The sequence below is a fragment of the Pseudomonas sp. BSw22131 genome, assembly GCF_026810445.1.
Classification (GTDB): Bacteria; Pseudomonadota; Gammaproteobacteria; order Pseudomonadales; family Pseudomonadaceae; genus Aquipseudomonas; species Aquipseudomonas huanghezhanensis.
Window position 1 is genome coordinate 4,611,634 of sequence record NZ_CP113949.1, and the last position, 16,876, is coordinate 4,628,509.

Consider the following 16,876-nt stretch of genomic DNA (forward strand, 5'->3'; position numbering starts at 1 on the left):
CAGACTCAACTTTGCTCTTTGCTTTGCAGGCCGCACAACTTGGGCCGGCCGCCCTTATTAAGGTTTACCCAGATGGACATGCAATCCCGAATTCGCCAGCTTTTTCAGGCCAGCATCGATACCAAGCTAGAGGCGATGGAGGTTCTTGCACCGCACATCGAGCAAGCCAGCCAAGTGATGGTCAACGCCCTGCTCAACGAAGGCAAAATGTTGTCCTGCGGGAACGGCGGCTCTGCCGGCGACGCGCAACATTTCTCCTCTGAACTACTCAACCGCTTCGAGCGCGAGCGCCCCAGCCTTCCTGCCATCGCGCTGACGACCGATAGCTCGACGATCACCTCGATCGCCAACGATTACAGCTACAACGAAATATTCTCCAAGCAAATTCGCGCGCTGGGCCAGCCCGGCGACGTGCTGCTGGCCATTTCCACCAGCGGCAATTCAGCCAACATCGTTCAGGCCATTCAGGCCGCACATGACCGGGAAATGATCGTCGTGGCCCTCACCGGGCGCGACGGCGGCGACATGGCGTCATTGCTGCTGCCCGAAGACGTGGAGATCCGCGTCCCGGCCAAAGTCACCGCACGTATCCAGGAAGTCCACCTGCTGGCGATCCACTGCCTATGCGACTTGATCGACAGCCAACTGTTCGGGAGTGAAGAATGATTTCTAAACGTCTTAGCCTAATGGCACTGACGCTGTGCCTGGGCATCAGCGGATGCAGCTCAGTGATCAACGTCAGTCGGGAAAAACCGATTGACGACGACCGCGGCACCAGAACCTTTGGTAGCAAAATCGATGACTCGCTGATCGAAACCAAAGTCGCGGTCAACGTCGCCAAAGCCAGCCCTGATCTGGACAACAACTCGCACATCGTGGTGACCAGTTTCAACGGTATCGTGCTGTTGGCGGGTCAGACTCCACGCGCAGACCTCAAGCAACTGGCCGAGCAAACGGCGGCCGCCGTTCAGAAGGTCAAGAAGGTCAACAACGAACTTCAGGTCATTCAGCCCTCTTCGCTACTGGCCCGTAACAACGACGCGTGGCTGACGACCAAGATCAAGACCGAGATGCTCACCAATGGCTCGATCCCCGGTTCGCGCATCAAGGTCGTGACCGAGAACGGCATCGTTTACCTGCTCGGTCTGCTCACCCAGCAGGAGGCCACCCTCGCCACCAACCTGGTACAGGGCGTCAGCGGCGTGCAGAAGATCGTGAAGCTGTTTGAGTACATCGACTGATGCACATCATTCGCTCTGCTTAAGACCTTGTAGGAGCGTGCTTGCCCGCGATGGCGGTGGGTCAGCCAAGTAAATATCGCTGACCCAATGCAATCGCAGGCAAGAGCGCTCCTGCAATTCAAAGCAAAAAAAGGCGATCCGAGAGGATCGCCTTTTTCATTACTGCAGGATCAGCTACTTGACCACTTTCAAGCTCGGCCGGCCGGTTGGGCGCGGCGGCTCGTTGTCGGGTGGCGGCGTGTCGTCTTCGGACTGAAAGCCCTCGTCGTCATCTACCGCAGGCTCCAGATCAAACACCATGCCCTGACCATTCTCACGGGCGTAAATGCCCATGATTGCGGCTATAGGCACGTACAACGTGTGCGGCACACCGCCGAAGCGACCTTCGAAGCTGACAGCGTCGTTATCCATGTGCAAATGTCGAACCGCGCTGGGCGAAATGTTCAACACGATCTGCCCGTCGTTGGCGAAGCCCTGAGGGACTTGAACGGCGGGGTATTCAGCATTCACCAAAACGTGAGGGGTGCAATCGTTATCCACGATCCACTCGTAAAGAGCGCGAATCAGATAGGGGCGACTGGAGTTCATCAAACGGCTCCTAAGGCCTTAGCGCATGTCGCGTTCGACACCAGACAGACTTGCCTGGAATGCCTCACGCGCAAACTGGCGCTCCATATAATCAAGCAACGGCTTGGCAGGCCGTGGCAACTCGATACCCAGAATCGGCAGACGCCAGAGTATGGGCAATAGACAGCAATCAACCAGACTTTGCTCGTCGCTCAGGAAAAAAGCTTTTTCCGCGAACAGAGGCGAGACGCCGGTCAGGCTTTCGCGCAATTCCTTGCGCGCCTGAACACGTGCTGCTTCTTTGCTGCGCGGGTCCAGAATCAGATCCACCAATGCACACCAGTCGCGCTGGATCCGATGGATCAGCAGTCGACTGTTGGCTCGCGCTACCGGATAGACCGGCAACAACGGCGGATGCGGGTAACGCTCATCCAGGTATTCCATCACCACCGTCGACTCGTACAACGCCAGGTCGCGGTCGACCAGGGTTGGCACGCTGCCGTACGGATTCACCTCGATCAACTTGGGCGGATGACGCCCCTCTACCACATCAATGATCTCGGCGCTGACACCCTTCTCTGCGAGCACAATGCGCACGCGGTGGGAATAGTGGTCGGCGGGGTCGGAGTAACAGGCCAACCGGTTGGTCACGCCCATGGCGGTCCTCCTCGCTTGTTAAATTTTCAGAAGCAGAAAAAACGAACTCTCCCTGAAGGCGCTTTCGGCAACATCCACAGTGAGCGAGTGTTCGTCGCGGGCGACAAGATAGCTCATTTACTCAATGTAAATTCTGCAATCTTTCGCCAGTTACTCTACCCGCTCCGTGTGCCTGCCCCGAAAGCCGCTCCCCAGAGCACGTTTCTTGTGCAGCAGAGCTGTCGATAAATCATTGAACATCCTTCCAATATTCACGCTTGAGCAGATACGCGAACACAAAAAGCACGACGAGATACAGCAGCACGTAGGTGCCAATGCGCCGATGCCGAAGCTTGTCCGGTTCGGCCGAATACGCCAAAAACGTCACGAGGTTCTTGATCTTGTCGTCGAACTGCTCGGGCGTGAGGCTCCCGGTCTTGGGCACGATGGTTAACTGATCGCAGGCTTCGTGCGTCAAGGGCGAACCGGTCAGCGGGTCGTACTGCTTCTTCCCGTCCTCGACCCTCTGAATCTGCTTGCAACCAATAACCTGGCGCCCTTGCAGGCCCGCCAGCACGTTGGGCATACCGACATTGGGGAAAACCCTGTTGTTGACCCCCCACGGGCGCGCAGAGTCCTCGTAGAACGATCGCAGGTAGCCGTAGAGCCAGTCCGTACCGCGAACCCGGGCCACCAGTGTTAGATCGGGTGGCCCAGCGCCAAACCAGGCCTTGGCGTCAGCGGGCTGCATACCGATGCTCATGTGATCACCGAGCCTGGCACCGGTGAACACCAGTTTTTCCATCATGATGTCGTGAGGAATCCCCAGGTCGTCGGCCACTCGCTCGTAGCGCTGATACTTGGCGCTGTGACAGCCCATGCAATAGTTGACGAACGTCCGGGCGCCGTCTTGCAAGGCAGCCTTGTCTGACACATCAATGTCGACACTCTCAAGCTGCGGACCGCCGCGCTCGTCAGCAGCGAATAACAAAACAGGCATGACCGCGAGGATCAGCACCGCGAGTAGCTTTTTCATCAACCCGTCACCCTTTCTGGAACAGGTTTGGTCTTTTCGACACGTGTATAGAACGGCATCAGAATGAAATAAGCGAAGTACAGAAATGTGCACACCTGCGATAGCAGCGCGCGGGCCGGGCTGGGTGGGAGCACCCCGAGAACGCCCAGAATGATGAACGACACACAGAACATCAGGAGCCATAGCCGACTCAGCCAACCCTTGTAGCGCATGGACTTGACGGGGCTTCGGTCCAGCCATGGCAATACAAACAGCACCGCAATCGCGGCGCCCATGGCGATCACGCCCATGAGCTTGTCTGGAATGGCCCGCAAGATCGCGTAGAACGGCGTGAAATACCAGACCGGCGCGATATGCTCCGGGGTCTTGAAGGCATTGGCCGGTTCGAAGTTGGCTTGCTCGAGAAAGTAGCCGCCCATTTCCGGAAAGAAAAACACGACTGAGCAAAAGATGAACAGGAACACCACCACGCCGACGATATCTTTGACGGTGTAGTAAGGATGAAACGCGATGCCATCAAGCGGCACACCGTTTTCATCTTTGTACTTGTTGATGTCTACGCCATCCGGATTGTTCGACCCCACTTCGTGCAGAGCGAGAATGTGCAACACCACCAATCCGAGAATCACGATGGGCAGCGCTACGACGTGCAGCGCGAAGAAACGGTTCAGAGTGATGCCGGATATCAGGTAGTCGCCGCGAATCCATTGCGTCAAATCGTTGCCGATCACCGGAATGGCGCCAAACAGCGAAATGATCACCTGCGCGCCCCAATACGACATCTGCCCCCAGGGCAGCAGGTACCCCATGAACGCTTCAGCCATCAGTGCCAGATAAATCAGCATGCCGAAGATCCAGACCAGCTCGCGTGGCTTCTGGTATGAGCCATACAAAAGGCCCCGAAACATGTGCATGTAGACCACGATAAAAAACGCCGAAGCGCCGGTGGAGTGCAGTAACCGCAGAATCGAGCCGTATTCGACATCACGCATGATGTACTCGACTGAAGCGAAGGCGTCCTCCGCCGACGGCGTATAGCTCATCGTCAACCAGATACCGGTCACAATCTGGTTAAACAGCACCACCAGAGCCAGTGAGCCAAAAAAGTAGAAGAAATTGAAATTCTTGGGGACGTAATACTTACTGAGGTGGGCCTCCCACATCGAAGTAGCAGGGAAGCGCGCATCGATCCAGTCCATGAACTTGCTCATCACGCTTTCTCCTGATCGACACCAATGACGATGATTGAGTCTGACTCGTAGGAATGCGGTGGAACCGGCAGATTCAAGGGCGCGGGCTGCGATTTGTAGACGCGACCGGCAAGGTCGTAATGAGAGCCATGACAAGGGCAGAAATAGCCGCCAACCCAATCTTTGCCCAAGTCTACCGGAGCTACTTCTGGACGGAACGTCGGCGAGCAGCCCAAGTGGGTGCAAATGCCGATCAGCAGCAGAAGCTCGGGCTTGATAGAGCGAATGACGGGATCAACATATGCAGGCTGAACGGAGTTTTTGGACTCTGGATCAGACAACTGGCCCGATATCTTGCCCAGATTGCTGATGATTTCGTCAGTACGGCGAACGATGAAAACGGGCTGGCCGCGCCATTCTGCGATCATTTGCTGACCCGGCTCGATCTTGCTGACGTTCACTTTAACCGGTGCACCAGCAGCCTTGGCCTTGGCACTGGGAAACCATGATCCTACGAACGGGACCGCAGCCCCTACCGCTCCTGCTGTGCCTACCAAGGATGTGGCTGCGACGAGAAAGCGACGCCGGCCTGCATTCACGCCGTCATTGCCCATTACGTCTTCTCCCATCAGCTTTTTTAGGCCTGTGTGTCCATTTGCTCATTAAATTATTGTCCAGCTGTCCAGGTCCAATAATAGACGCCCACAAAAAAACGCCCAGCTCCGTGAGGAATCTGGGCGTTCTCTTTTGAACGAAGAGCGAATTAACGCTTCGAGTACTGCGGACGCTTACGCGCTTTACGCAGACCGACTTTCTTACGTTCAACTTCACGAGCGTCACGAGTGACGAAGCCTGCTTTACGCAGAGCGCCACGCAGAGTCTCGTCGTACTGCATCAGAGCGCGAGTGATACCGTGGCGGATTGCGCCAGCTTGACCACTTACGCCGCCGCCGATGACAGTGACGTAGATGTCGAACTTCTCGACAGTCTCGGTCAGTTCCAGCGGCTGACGAACTACCATGCGGGCAGTTTCGCGACCGAAGAAGTTGTCCAACGAACGGTTGTTGATGGAGATGTTACCGGTGCCCGGACGCAGGAAAACGCGTGCGGTTGCGGTCTTGCGACGGCCAGTGCCGTAATTTTGAGTCGCCGACATAATGAACTATTCCGTTAAAACTTCAGTTCTTGGGGCTGCTGAGCAGTATGAGGGTGTGCAGTGCCCGCATAGACTTTCAGCTTACGATACATGTCGCGACCCAGCGGGTTCTTAGGCAGCATGCCTTTTACCGCGGTCTCGATCACGCGCTCAGGAGCTTTGGCGATCAGCTTTTCAAAGTTGATCGACTTGATCCCGCCCGGGAAACCGGAGTGAGAGTAGTAGATCTTGTCGGTGGTTTTAGCACCAGTAACACGGATCTGCTCAGCGTTGATTACGACGATGTAGTCGCCGGTGTCAACGTGCGGAGTGTATTCCGGCTTGTGCTTGCCACGCAGACGGCTCGCGATTTCGGTGGCCAAACGACCCAGGGTCTGGCCAGCAGCGTCGACGACGAACCAGTCGCGCTTTACTGTTTCCGGTTTAGCGGTAAAAGTTTTCATTCTGTATAGCCTCAGGGGCCGCCTGCAAAAATTAGACGGCGGATCTTACTGAATAGTACGGTCTTTGACAAGTCAAAGGCCGCCGGGCACGGACGCTATAGGGGGCTCGGGTCAGCGCGTCCAATTGCGGCGGAGTCTTGAGCAGCGGCGCATCACTTCCGCTGCAAAGAGCTGCGGAATTATGCAGATTGCGAAAAAAATTTCAACCTGCTTTTATGTTTCTCTTTAATAGGAGCGCCAAATGGATTATCGCCAACTGGGCAAAACCGACCTCAATGTCAGCGCCATCTGCCTCGGCACCATGACGTGGGGCGAGCAAAACAGCGAGTCTGAAGCGTTCGCGCAAATTGAAAGGGCAAAATCGGCAGGCATCAACTTCATCGATACCGCCGAGATGTACCCGGTCCCGCCCAAACAGGAAACTTACGCCAGCACCGAGAGAATCATCGGCAACTGGTTCAAGAAAAGCGGTGATCGCAAGGACTGGATACTCGCCAGCAAGATCGCAGGTCCCGGCAACGGTATCGATTACATCCGTGATGGCCAGCTGAAATTCAACCGCGAACATATTGTCGCGGCCGTCGATGCCAGCCTTGAGCGCTTGCAGACCGATTATCTGGATCTCTACCAATTGCACTGGCCTGAGCGCAGCACCAACTTTTTCGGCAAGCTGGGCTATACGCACAAGGACGAAGAGTTCACGCCGCTGCTGGAAGTGCTGCAGGTGCTGGATGAGCAGGTGAAGGCTGGCAAGATTCGTCACGTCGGCCTATCGAATGAAACCCCGTGGGGCACGATGAAGTTCCTACACGCGTCCGAGAGCGGGCTGACGCGTCCGGTGTCAATCCAGAACCCGTACAACCTGCTCAATCGCAGTTTCGAAGTGGGCCTTGCAGAAATTGCCATCCGCGAGCAATGCGGCCTGCTCGCCTATTCGCCATTAGCCTTTGGGATGTTGTCTGGCAAATACGCGAACGGCGCTCGCCCCGCCAAAGGACGACTGAGCCTTTACAGCCGCTTCACTCGCTACTTCAATCCCGAATCGGAGGAGGTGTGCGCACGTTACGTGGCGCTGGCGAAGGAACACGGTCTGGATCCGGCTCAAATGGCGCTGGCTTTTGTCACATCCCGTCCGTTCGTGACCAGTAACATCATCGGCGCAACGAGCCTTGAGCAACTGGACAGCAACATTTCCAGCTTCGAGCTGAAGTTGTCCGAAGAGGTGCTGGCCGAGATTGATGCGATCCATAAAACCCAGCCTAACCCTGCACCTTGAATCCCTATCAGGCGATTAATTAACAACTGAGGCAGGGAGCTTGCTCGCGAGGCATAGGCATAAGCGATATGCCTCAAGCCTCTGACGACATTTTTGCGAGCATGCTCCCTCCTGCGATTTCCCGATCTTCAGGGCACCATGAGTTTCAACGCTGCCAGGAACGACCCAAAAAAGCCTATGCCCAGCCGTTACATGACGAGACTGGACACATTAGCCAAAAAATAAGACGATCACGCCGTTGCTTGACCACTTTCCCATATAAGAACAACAGATCATGTCTATTCAACACAACGTGCCATTGCGGCGCGTGAGTATTCTTGCGATTGACGGCGTCTTCGCTTCGACGTTGACGCAAGCCAAAGACTTTTTCCATCTCGCCAGCCTGCGCTACGGAAAACAGCTGGGACAGGGTTTGAAACCCGCTTTCGAAACGCGACTGGTCAGCCCGGACGGGCAATCGGTGCGCAGTTTCAGCGAGATCGTCCTGCCAGTCGAAAGTGCGCTTGAGAACAGCGACATTATCGTCCTGCCGGCTTTCTCCGACAATTTCGACACCCTTTGCGATCGTTATCCCCAAGTGCTCCCATGGCTGCGCGAGCAACATGCCAAAGGCGCCGTGCTGTGTGGCGAAGCCAGTGGCGTGTTCTGGCTGGCGCAGGCCGGGCTTCTGGACGGCAAGGAGGCGACCACTTACTGGCGATTCTTCAATGATTTTGCCGAGCGCTTTCCCAACGTACTGCTCAATCAGGAAAAACACCTGACCGACGCCGACAATCTGTATTGCGCGGGTGGCACGGTGTCAGCCTGCGACCTTTACATCTATCTGATCGAGCGATTCTGCGGCGCAAATGTCGCGCAGACCGTCGCACGCGACATTCTGTATGAAGTTCAGCGCAGTTACGCACCAGGCCGGATGGGATTTGGCGGTCAGAAGCTGCATCAGGATGTGATCATCCTGCAGATTCAGCACTGGCTGGAAGAGCACTTCGCGGACAAATTCCGTTTTGAAGATGTGGCTCGGGAGCATGGCATGAGCATTCGCAACTTCATGCGGCGCTTCCAGACGGCAACTGGCGACAAGCCATTGCATTACCTGCAACGCCTGCGGATCGAGACCGCCAAAGGGCTGTTGTCCGGCAGCCGCAAGAGCATCAAAACCATCAGCTACGAAGTGGGGTACGACGACGCGAGTTTCTTCGCACGCCTGTTCCGCCAGCACACCGAACTGTCACCGAATCAATACCGGCAGAAGTTTCAGCAGGCGGCCTGAGAGCAGCTACAAGCCTCAAGCCAAGAGCTGCAAGAGGATTCGCGCGCCCTCTTGCAGCTTTCAGCTTACAGCTTGTATTTGCTTCTAAGGTTTGTGAGCGCGAGACAGGAACTCGTGGGATTGCATCTCGAGCAAGCGGCTCAAGGTGCGCTGGAACTCGAAGTTCAGGCGTCCGCCCGTGTACAAATCCTTCAGCTCGACTTCCGCCGAAATGATCAGCTTGACGTTGCGATCGTAGAACTCGTCGACCATGTTAATGAAACGCCGGGCGATATCGTCGGTGGTGACGTTCATCTGGTAGACGCCGCTGATCAACACCGCGTGGAAGATCTTTCCGAGCTCGATGTAGTCGTTTTGGCTACGCGGGCCGTCGCACAACTCTCGGAAATCAAACCAGGCTACGTCGTCACAGGTACGAATGGCCTTGATTTCGCGATTCTCGATCATCAGCACGTCGTTTTCGATGGCCTTGGTGCATTCCGGCGTCAATGCGCGGAAGCTTTTGCGCAGGCTGTCTTCAGCCGCTTGATTGAGCGGGAAGTGGAACAGTTCGGCCTGTTCGAGGTGACGCAAACGGTAATCCACCCCGCTGTCGACGTTGACGATGTCGGTGTTCTGTTTGATCAGCGCAATGGCTGGCAGGAAGCGTGCTCGCTGCAAGCCGTCCTTGTAGAGACCATCCGGCACGATGTTCGAGGTCGCGACCAGCGTGACGCCGTTTTTGAACAGTTCTTCCATCAGCGTGCCCAGGATCATGGCATCGGTGATGTCGGAGACGAAAAACTCGTCGAAACAGATCACGCGCGCTTCATCTGAAAAGCGCTTGGCGATCAGCGTGAGCGGGTTCTTCTCGCCTTTAAGCGTTTTCATTTCTTCGTGAACGCGCTTCATGAACCGGTGAAAGTGCGTGCGCACCTTGTCTTCAAAAGGCAGCGCCTCGAAGAACGTGTCCACCAGATACGTTTTGCCGCGTCCGACGCCCCCCCAGAAGTACAGTCCTTTGACCACATTCACTTCTTTCTTGCCAAACAACTTGCCGAGAAGGCCCGGCTTGGTTTGGTGCGCAGCCACGAGGTCGTCGTACAGACGCTGCAAATGGCGCACAGCGTTTTCCTGCGCGGCATCGTGGAAGAAGTCGGGGCGTTTCAGGTCAGCCTGGTATCGTTCTAGGGGGGTCATAGTTTTCGTTGGCTAGGGAGCAAAAACGGGCCGCCACTGTAGCGATGGCCCGAGGGATTGGCAATCAGTCCTGTTGCGGGGCCAGCGCAAGCTTCAGGCTTTCCATCGCGGCATCACGCGCCGCGTCGTCGGCGAACTCAGGACTGTCAGCCACACATTGGCCATCAAGCCAGACCGAGAACGCTTGCCCTTCACTTCTCACGTCAAGCGGACCGCCTTGTTGCAGTTGCTTACTGGCAACGCCGGCAGCCTTGCCATCGGCGAAATTGCGCGATAACAGCAATTGCTCGCCATCAGCCGCCAGCAGACGGAAACGGAAGCTGCCGTCGTCGTCACGGAAGCTGACAAAACGCGCGCCCTTGCTGGCCTTTTTCTTTGCTGCAGTTGTTGTATGGGCAGCGCTGCCGAATGAACGCAAGCCTACCGCCTCGCGCAGCTCACCCAGAAACGGCGTGGCAGTGCGACGGGCTTTTTCAGCGCCGGCCAGCAGGATGTCTTCCAGATCGGCAGGACGCTCGATCAGGCGGTGATAGTTTTCTCGCGCGTCGCCCAGCTCGCTGTCGAGCAACTGAAACAGACGCTGCTTCGCGTCACCCCAACCCAGTCCCTGTAACAGATCAGCGCGGAATTCAGCGCACTGCTCTTTGCTGGCAAAGGCCTGGTACAGCGTAAACAGATGGGAGTTGTCCGGGTCTTTGGCTTCGCCGGGCAGGCGCGAGTCGGTGACGATGCGTGAGATCGCATCTTTCATCTCTTTGCCGCTACTGAACAACGGGATGGTGTTGTCGTAGCTTTTCGACATTTTGCGCCCATCAAGGCCAGGCAGCGTAGCGACGCTTTCCTCGATCAAGGCTTCGGGCATGACGAAAAATTCTTTGCCATTGCCGAACAGATGATTGAAACGCTGGCCGATATCACGGGCCATTTCCACGTGCTGGATCTGGTCGCGGCCGACCGGCACTTGATGGGCGTTAAACATCAGGATGTCCGCGGCCATCAGTACCGGGTAGCTGTACAAGCCCATGGTGATGCCTGCATCGGGGTCATCGCCAGTCTCGACGTTCTTGTCCACGGAAGCCTTGTAGGCGTGGGCGCGATTGAGCAAGCCCTTGGCTGCGACGCAGGTCAAAAGCCAGGTCAGCTCCGGAATCTCGGGAATGTCGGACTGGCGGTAGAAAGTCACGCGATCAACGTCCAGCCCAGCGGCCAGCCAGGTGGCGGCGATTTCCAGACGCGAGCGCTGAATGCGCAGCGGGTCATCGCATTTGATCAGGGCATGGTAGTCCGCCAGGAAATAAAATGAATCGGCGTCGTTCTGGCGGCTGGCAACGATGGCCGGGCGGATGGCGCCCGCGTAGTTGCCCAAGTGAGGCGTGCCGGTGGTGGTGATACCGGTCAGGATACGAGTGGTCATGGTTAGTCGCTTATTCTGGGTACTGCGATCAATTCGAGAGACGCGGCAGGACCAGATCCTTGAGATCGGTCAACTTGCCGTGAAAAAAGTGTCCGCATTCTGCCACTTTCAGTAGCTCATGGGGGCGCGACAACGCGTCGGACCAGTCATACACGAGTTGTGGGTCGACCACTTCGTCGTTTTCCGGCTGGATCAGGGTCAGCGGGCCATTTTGCGGGAGTGCATTCATGTCGGCGATGCGCATGACAGCAGGCGCAATCATGAACAGGTGAGCAACCGTTTCACCCTTCGCTTCCAGGCGACCGCCAAGGGTTGCGGCAACGAATCCACCGAAAGAGAACCCCAACAGGGTCAGCGGTAATGTGGGGTGTTTGTCCCGCAGCCATTGGGTGACAGCCTCGGCATCATCGACTTCGCCCTGGGCCATGTCGGAACTGCCGGCACTCGCGCCAACGCCCCTGTAGTTGAAGCGCAAAGTGATCAGCCCGGCATCGCGAGCCGTGCGTTGCAGCGTCGAGACCACTTTATTGAGCATCGTGCCGCCCTGAACCGGGTTAGGATGGCATATCAGCGCCACGCCCCTTGGGTCTTCAAGGTCGAGGTAAAGGGCTTCCAGTTGGCCGACGGGGCCATCGATGAATACAGGGTTTTCGCGGATGAGCAAGAATGAACTCCGTGACCTTGCAAAAGGTCGACTCGTCTAGCTGATGTCTGTGGCTGATAATCGCGATGCGTCGCGGGTATACAGCGCAGGTTCGAGCCGTTAACGTAAAGCAAAGCCGTTTATAGAGGAAGGACTCGTGGAACACTCGCTCTTAGTTTGGTTGTTGCCGATCATCGCACTGGTCGCCGGTGTCGTCATTGGCTTCCTCGTGGCCCGCCTGGTGCCCAGCGCTGCCCCCAGCAGTACCCAGCGCCAGCTGGATGACGTTCAGGAGCGTTTTGACACGTATCAGAACGAAGTGGTTACCCACTTCAACAGCACCGCTAATCTGGTCCAGAAGCTGTCTCAGAGCTATCAGGACGTACAAGAACACCTGGCCAACGGCGCCAACCGCCTGGCACTGGACGATCTGACCCGCCAACGTCTGCTGGCCGCTTTACACCCGGACGCGATCCAGCCACCCCGCGATCGCCTGACACCCCCGCGCACTGCCGCCGAGCCTCCGAGGGATTACGCACCAAAGATGCCAAACACCCCTGGCATGCTGGATGAGCATTACGGTTTGAAGAAGTAAGCCGAAAGGCAAAGAAAATAGCCCGCCGCTGAGGTCATCAGCAGCGGGCTTTTTTTTGGCCACCTGCGTGGGTGCCTGTGTTTGATTCTGGCCGGAAGCCGGAAAAGGCCAGCTTGCCGACGATCTGCGCGCGGCGGTAGCCACCCTGAGCACGCGGTCTGTCGGATAAACTGAGGCGCTTGATTCTGGGGCAGCTCCGGTCGGGCGCTACCCCGGACTCATCGTCGGCAAGCCGGCCTCCTAAGCCCTTCGGGCAGAACCACATCGCGAAAGCAGCACGAACCATATAGGAGCGCACTTGCCCGCGATTACGGTGTATCAGCCAATGGTGCACCGATGGCAAAACCGGTTTCGCGGGCAAGCGCGCTCCCACAGGGAATACTTGACCTCTTTGTAGGTCCGGCAACAGCTCTCGATACCGGCCCGGCCACAAAAAACCCGCCAATCACGGCGGGTTCTTCGTATAACCGATAGCGTTTAGATCACGCCACGCGTTCTCAGCAGTTCCAGCACCTGCTTGACGCTTTCGTCGACATTCAACGACTGGGTGTCGATGACGAGGTCGGCGTTGAGCGGCACGTCGTATGGGAAGGACTCACCGGGGATGTTGTCCTTGTCGGCGGCGTAAAGACCCTGCGGGTCGCGTTCGCGACAGACCTGCGGCGAAGCCTGCACGTAGACGGTAACCAAACGGTCATCGCCAATCAGGCCCTTGGCGTTTTCGCGCCCTGCGGCATCCGGCGCAACGAAGGCAGCCAGCGTCAGCAGACCGGCCTCGTTGAACTGACGCGACACATGTGCCGCACGGCGCCAGTTTTCGGTACGACCGGCGCGATCCTGAGGCAATCCCTTGTTCAGGTCTTGACGCAGGTTCTGACCGTCCAGCACGAACACAGCGCGGCCCATGTCGAACAGCTTTCGCTCGACGGCGTAGGCCAAGGTGCTTTTGCCTGCGCCAGAAAGGCCGGTAAACAGGACCGTCGCAGGCTTCTGACCAAAGCGTTGCGCGCGCTCCTGCACCGAAACATGCGCCTGCTCACCATGATAGCTTGAGCCGCCTGCATTGACCGCCTTGGCGATGATCATGCCTGCACCGACCGTGCCGTTGGTCAAGCGGTCGATCACGATGAAAGAGCCTGTGGTGCGGTTGCTGTCGTAGCCATCCAGCGCAATCGGGCTGTCGAGGCTGATCTTGACGCGACCGATCTCATTCAATTGCAACGAGCTGGCAGCGCCCTCCTCCAGCGTGTTCACATCAACACGGTGGGTGATGCTGGCAATTGAGCCAGGCACGTAGCTGGTAGCACGCTTGATGTCGTACTTCTTGCCCGGCAACATCGGTTCTTCAGCCATCCAGACCAGCATGGCGTCGAACGCGTCGGTCACTTGCGGGACGTTATCGGCATGCACCAGCACGTCGCCACGGGAGATGTCGATCTCGTCTTCCATGGTCAGCGTCACAGCCTGACCCGGACCTGCGTGCTCCAGTTCGCCCTCGAACGTGACGATGGATTTTACGCGGCTGCTTTTGCCCGACGGCAGTACAACCACTTCGTCACCCTTGTGGACGATACCGCTGGCGAGCGTGCCAGCGAATCCACGGAAATTAAGGTTCGGACGGTTGACGTATTGCACGGGGAATCGCAGGTCGGTGTAGTTACGGTCGTTGGCGATCTCGACGGTTTCAAGAATCTCCATCAGTGACTGACCGGTGTACCAGGGCGACCGCTCGCTCTTGTTCACTACGTTGTCGCCTTTGAGCGCCGACATCGGCACGAAGGCCATCGTGGTCGGCTTGAAGGCGATGCCGTCGGCAAACTGGAGGTAATCGCTTTTGATGGACTCGAACACGCTTTGGTCAAAGCCGTTGAGGTCCATCTTGTTGATGGCGACAACGATGTGCTTGATGCCCAGCAAAGACGCGATGTAGCTGTGACGACGCGTCTGGGTCTGCACGCCGTAGCGGGCGTCTACCAGAATGATTGCCAGGTCGCATGTGGATGCGCCGGTGGCCATGTTGCGGGTGTACTGCTCGTGGCCCGGCGTATCGGCAATGATGAATTTGCGCTTGGCCGTCGAGAAATAGCGGTACGCGACATCGATGGTGATGCCCTGCTCACGCTCGGCCTGCAAACCGTCGACCAGCAGCGCCAGATCGACGTCGTCCCCTGTTGTGCCGGACTTCTTGGAGTCACGGGTGATGGCTTCAAGATGGTCTTCGTAGATCATCTTGGAATCGTGCAGCAGACGCCCGATCAGCGTGCTCTTGCCGTCATCGACATTGCCACAGGTAAGAAAGCGCAGCATCTCTTTGCGTTCGTGCTGGCCCAGGTACGCGAGGATGTCCTCGCTGATCAAATCAGATACGTGCGACATGACAACCCCTTAGAAATAACCCTGACGTTTCTTTTCTTCCATCGAGCCTGCGCCATCGTGATCGATGACCCGGCCCTGACGCTCGGAAGTTCGCGTGAGGAGCATTTCCTGAATGATGTCGGTAAGGCTGACAGCTTCGGATTCGACAGCGCCCGTCAACGGGTAGTCGCCCAGCGTACGGAACCGGACCTTCTTCTTGACGATGCGCTTTTTGTCTTCATCGCTCAGATGATTACGCAAGCGATCGTCGTCGATCATGATCCAGGTGCCGTTCATTTCAATGACTTCACGTTCGGCTGCGAAATACAGCGGCACAATCGGGATGCCTTCGAGATAGATGTACTGCCAGATGTCCAGCTCGGTCCAGTTGGAGAGCGGGAACACGCGGATCGACTCGCCTTTGTTGACGTTGCCGTTATAGACGTTCCACAGCTCTGGACGCTGGTTTTTCGGGTCCCAGCGGTGCTTGGTATCACGGAAGGAGTACACACGCTCTTTGGCGCGGGATTTCTCTTCGTCCCTGCGCGCCCCACCGAAGGCGGCATCGAAACCGTGTTTGTCGAGGGCCTGCTTAAGGCCTTGAGTCTTCATGATGTCGGTGTGCTTTGAACTGCCGTGGGTCAGCGGGTTGATACCCTGCGCAACGCCGTCCGGGTTGACGTGGACGATCAGGTCCAGGCCCATTTCCTCGACCATCTTGTCTCGGAATTTATACATTTCCTGGAATTTCCAGCGCGTATCGACGTGCATCACCGGGAACGGCAATTTGCCAGGAAAGAACGCCTTGCGTGCCAGGTGCAGCATCACGGCGGAGTCTTTGCCAACGGAGTAGAGCATCACCGGGTTATCGAACTCGGCGGCTACCTCGCGGATGATGTGGATGCTTTCCGCCTCCAGCTGTTTCAGATGCGTCAGTTTGTCGACCATGGTTACTCACGGGGGATAACGTTCTTTATGGAAGGCCAGCGGGCCGTATTCGCGCCGGGGACTTTAGCACAGCGCATAATTCTATTCAGACACCGAACTAGATCGAAACGATCTATCCATATAGCTCACAAGCAGGTGAATTCAGATCGGATTGGGGCAATCGATAAACAGATGCTCAAGCGCAAAACGTCGCGCCAGATAATCACCCAATGCCTGCACTCCATAGCGCTCAGTGGCGTGATGACCTGCGGCGATGAAGCTGATTTCATTCTCGCGCGCACTGTGGAAAGTCTGCTCGGAGGCCTCACCGCTCAAGAACAAATCAACCCCGGCGAGCACCGCCTGATCAATGTAGCCCTGCCCGCCTCCCGTGCACCAGCCGACCCGTCGGATCATTGCACTGCCTTCAATCAAAAGCGGCTCCCGACCCAACGCGTCCCGGACCCGATGAGCGAAGTCGCGGGCGGTAACCGGCTCACTTAACGAGCCCACCAAGCCAACGATCTTTGGATTATCCGGGTCCAGCGGCCCTTCGACCGTAATGTCGAGTTGCCGCGCCAGCTGCACGTTGTTACCCACGTCCGCGTGCACGTCCAGCGGCAGGTGGTAGGCGAGCAGGCTGATGTCGTGCCTGAGCAGAGTCTTTAGGCGACGCTGCTTCATGCCTGTGACGCAGGGGTTTTCACCCTTCCAGAAATAACCGTGATGAACCAGTATCAAGTCGGCATTTGCTTGCACCGCTGCGTCCAGCAATGCCTGGCTCGCCGTGACGCCACTGACAATACGCGTGACCTGCGGACGGCCCTCAACTTGCAAGCCGTTCGGGCAATAATCCGGAATCCGCGCGCTGTTCAAATAGCGGTCGGCTTCCTCCACCAGCGTGCTCAAGGCCACAGCCATAAAAGACTCCTAAATATGCAGTTCAGA

18 protein-coding genes are annotated in these 16,876 nt (G+C 57.0%); 5 read left to right on the forward strand and 13 right to left on the reverse strand.

The annotated features are described in order from the left end of the window. Positions 1-72 precede the first annotated feature (72 nt). Entirely contained in the window at positions 73-666 is a 594-nt protein-coding gene (locus tag OYW20_RS20865) for a phosphoheptose isomerase (RefSeq protein ID WP_268797808.1), read from the forward strand. Next, the gene (locus OYW20_RS20870) at positions 663-1,241 is read left to right on the forward strand and encodes a BON domain-containing protein (protein ID WP_268797809.1); all 579 of its coding nucleotides are present in this window, start codon (positions 663-665) and stop codon (positions 1,239-1,241) included. Before OYW20_RS20865 ends, OYW20_RS20870 begins: the two co-directional genes overlap by 4 nt. A gap of 174 nt (positions 1,242-1,415) precedes the next feature. Here the strand turns inward: OYW20_RS20870 and OYW20_RS20875 are convergent, their stop codons facing one another. From OYW20_RS20875 to rplM, 7 genes are all read right to left on the reverse strand, one after another. Continuing rightward, positions 1,416-1,829: a ClpXP protease specificity-enhancing factor gene (locus OYW20_RS20875; protein WP_268797810.1), complete on the reverse strand. Its 414-nt coding sequence runs from the start codon at positions 1,827-1,829 to the stop codon at positions 1,416-1,418. A gap of 18 nt (positions 1,830-1,847) precedes the next feature. Next, positions 1,848-2,465 (reverse strand): glutathione S-transferase N-terminal domain-containing protein, encoded by a 618-nt coding sequence (locus tag OYW20_RS20880; protein ID WP_268797811.1) that lies wholly within the window; start codon positions 2,463-2,465, stop codon positions 1,848-1,850. Positions 2,466-2,694: 229 nt separating this feature from the next. After that, a complete protein-coding gene (locus tag OYW20_RS20885) occupies positions 2,695-3,480 on the reverse strand; it encodes a cytochrome c1 (protein ID WP_268797812.1) in 786 nt (261 codons plus the stop codon). Continuing rightward, positions 3,480-4,691 (reverse strand): cytochrome b, encoded by a 1,212-nt coding sequence (locus OYW20_RS20890; RefSeq protein WP_268797813.1) that lies wholly within the window; start codon positions 4,689-4,691, stop codon positions 3,480-3,482. Before OYW20_RS20890 ends, OYW20_RS20885 begins: the two co-directional genes overlap by 1 nt. Beyond that, on the reverse strand, positions 4,691-5,284 hold the full coding sequence (gene petA / locus OYW20_RS20895; RefSeq protein ID WP_268801200.1) for a ubiquinol-cytochrome c reductase iron-sulfur subunit: 594 nt from the start codon (positions 5,282-5,284) through the stop codon (positions 4,691-4,693). Before petA ends, OYW20_RS20890 begins: the two co-directional genes overlap by 1 nt. A gap of 149 nt (positions 5,285-5,433) precedes the next feature. Next, positions 5,434-5,826, reverse strand: a complete 393-nt coding sequence (rpsI, locus tag OYW20_RS20900) for a 30S ribosomal protein S9 (protein ID WP_002555064.1) — start codon at positions 5,824-5,826, stop codon at positions 5,434-5,436. Between the two features lie 14 nt (positions 5,827-5,840). Beyond that, positions 5,841-6,269, reverse strand: coding sequence for a 50S ribosomal protein L13 (gene rplM, locus OYW20_RS20905; RefSeq protein ID WP_025166857.1), 429 nt, complete (start codon positions 6,267-6,269; stop codon positions 5,841-5,843). Positions 6,270-6,510: 241 nt separating this feature from the next. Between rplM and OYW20_RS20910 the strand changes: the two genes are divergently transcribed. Together OYW20_RS20910 and OYW20_RS20915 are read left to right on the forward strand one after the other, a co-directional pair. Continuing rightward, on the forward strand, positions 6,511-7,545 hold the full coding sequence (locus OYW20_RS20910; RefSeq protein ID WP_268797814.1) for an NADP(H)-dependent aldo-keto reductase: 1,035 nt from the start codon (positions 6,511-6,513) through the stop codon (positions 7,543-7,545). 274 nt (positions 7,546-7,819) lie between these two features. Beyond that, on the forward strand, positions 7,820-8,815 hold the full coding sequence (locus OYW20_RS20915; RefSeq protein WP_268797815.1) for a GlxA family transcriptional regulator: 996 nt from the start codon (positions 7,820-7,822) through the stop codon (positions 8,813-8,815). A gap of 84 nt (positions 8,816-8,899) precedes the next feature. Here the strand turns inward: OYW20_RS20915 and zapE are convergent, their stop codons facing one another. The 3 genes from zapE to OYW20_RS20930 form a co-directional block, all read right to left on the reverse strand. Continuing rightward, positions 8,900-9,994 (reverse strand): cell division protein ZapE, encoded by a 1,095-nt coding sequence (zapE, locus tag OYW20_RS20920; RefSeq protein WP_268797816.1) that lies wholly within the window; start codon positions 9,992-9,994, stop codon positions 8,900-8,902. Between the two features lie 64 nt (positions 9,995-10,058). After that, a complete protein-coding gene (locus tag OYW20_RS20925) occupies positions 10,059-11,408 on the reverse strand; it encodes a tryptophan--tRNA ligase (protein WP_268797817.1) in 1,350 nt (449 codons plus the stop codon). A gap of 28 nt (positions 11,409-11,436) precedes the next feature. After that, positions 11,437-12,072, reverse strand: coding sequence for an alpha/beta hydrolase (locus OYW20_RS20930; RefSeq protein ID WP_268797818.1), 636 nt, complete (start codon positions 12,070-12,072; stop codon positions 11,437-11,439). A 136-nt stretch (positions 12,073-12,208) separates the two neighbouring features. Here OYW20_RS20930 and OYW20_RS20935 point away from each other — a divergent pair, with 136 nt between their 5' ends. After that, positions 12,209-12,646: a YhcB family protein gene (locus tag OYW20_RS20935; protein ID WP_268797819.1), complete on the forward strand. Its 438-nt coding sequence runs from the start codon at positions 12,209-12,211 to the stop codon at positions 12,644-12,646. A 477-nt stretch (positions 12,647-13,123) separates the two neighbouring features. Here the strand turns inward: OYW20_RS20935 and cysN are convergent, their stop codons facing one another. From cysN to OYW20_RS20950, 3 genes are all read right to left on the reverse strand, one after another. After that, entirely contained in the window at positions 13,124-15,022 is a 1,899-nt protein-coding gene (gene cysN, locus OYW20_RS20940) for a sulfate adenylyltransferase subunit CysN (protein ID WP_268797820.1), read from the reverse strand. A 9-nt stretch (positions 15,023-15,031) separates the two neighbouring features. After that, entirely contained in the window at positions 15,032-15,949 is a 918-nt protein-coding gene (cysD, locus tag OYW20_RS20945; RefSeq protein ID WP_268797821.1) for a sulfate adenylyltransferase subunit CysD, read from the reverse strand. A gap of 141 nt (positions 15,950-16,090) precedes the next feature. Beyond that, the gene (locus OYW20_RS20950; protein ID WP_268797822.1) at positions 16,091-16,849 is read right to left on the reverse strand and encodes a Nif3-like dinuclear metal center hexameric protein; all 759 of its coding nucleotides are present in this window, start codon (positions 16,847-16,849) and stop codon (positions 16,091-16,093) included. Positions 16,850-16,876 lie beyond the last annotated feature (27 nt).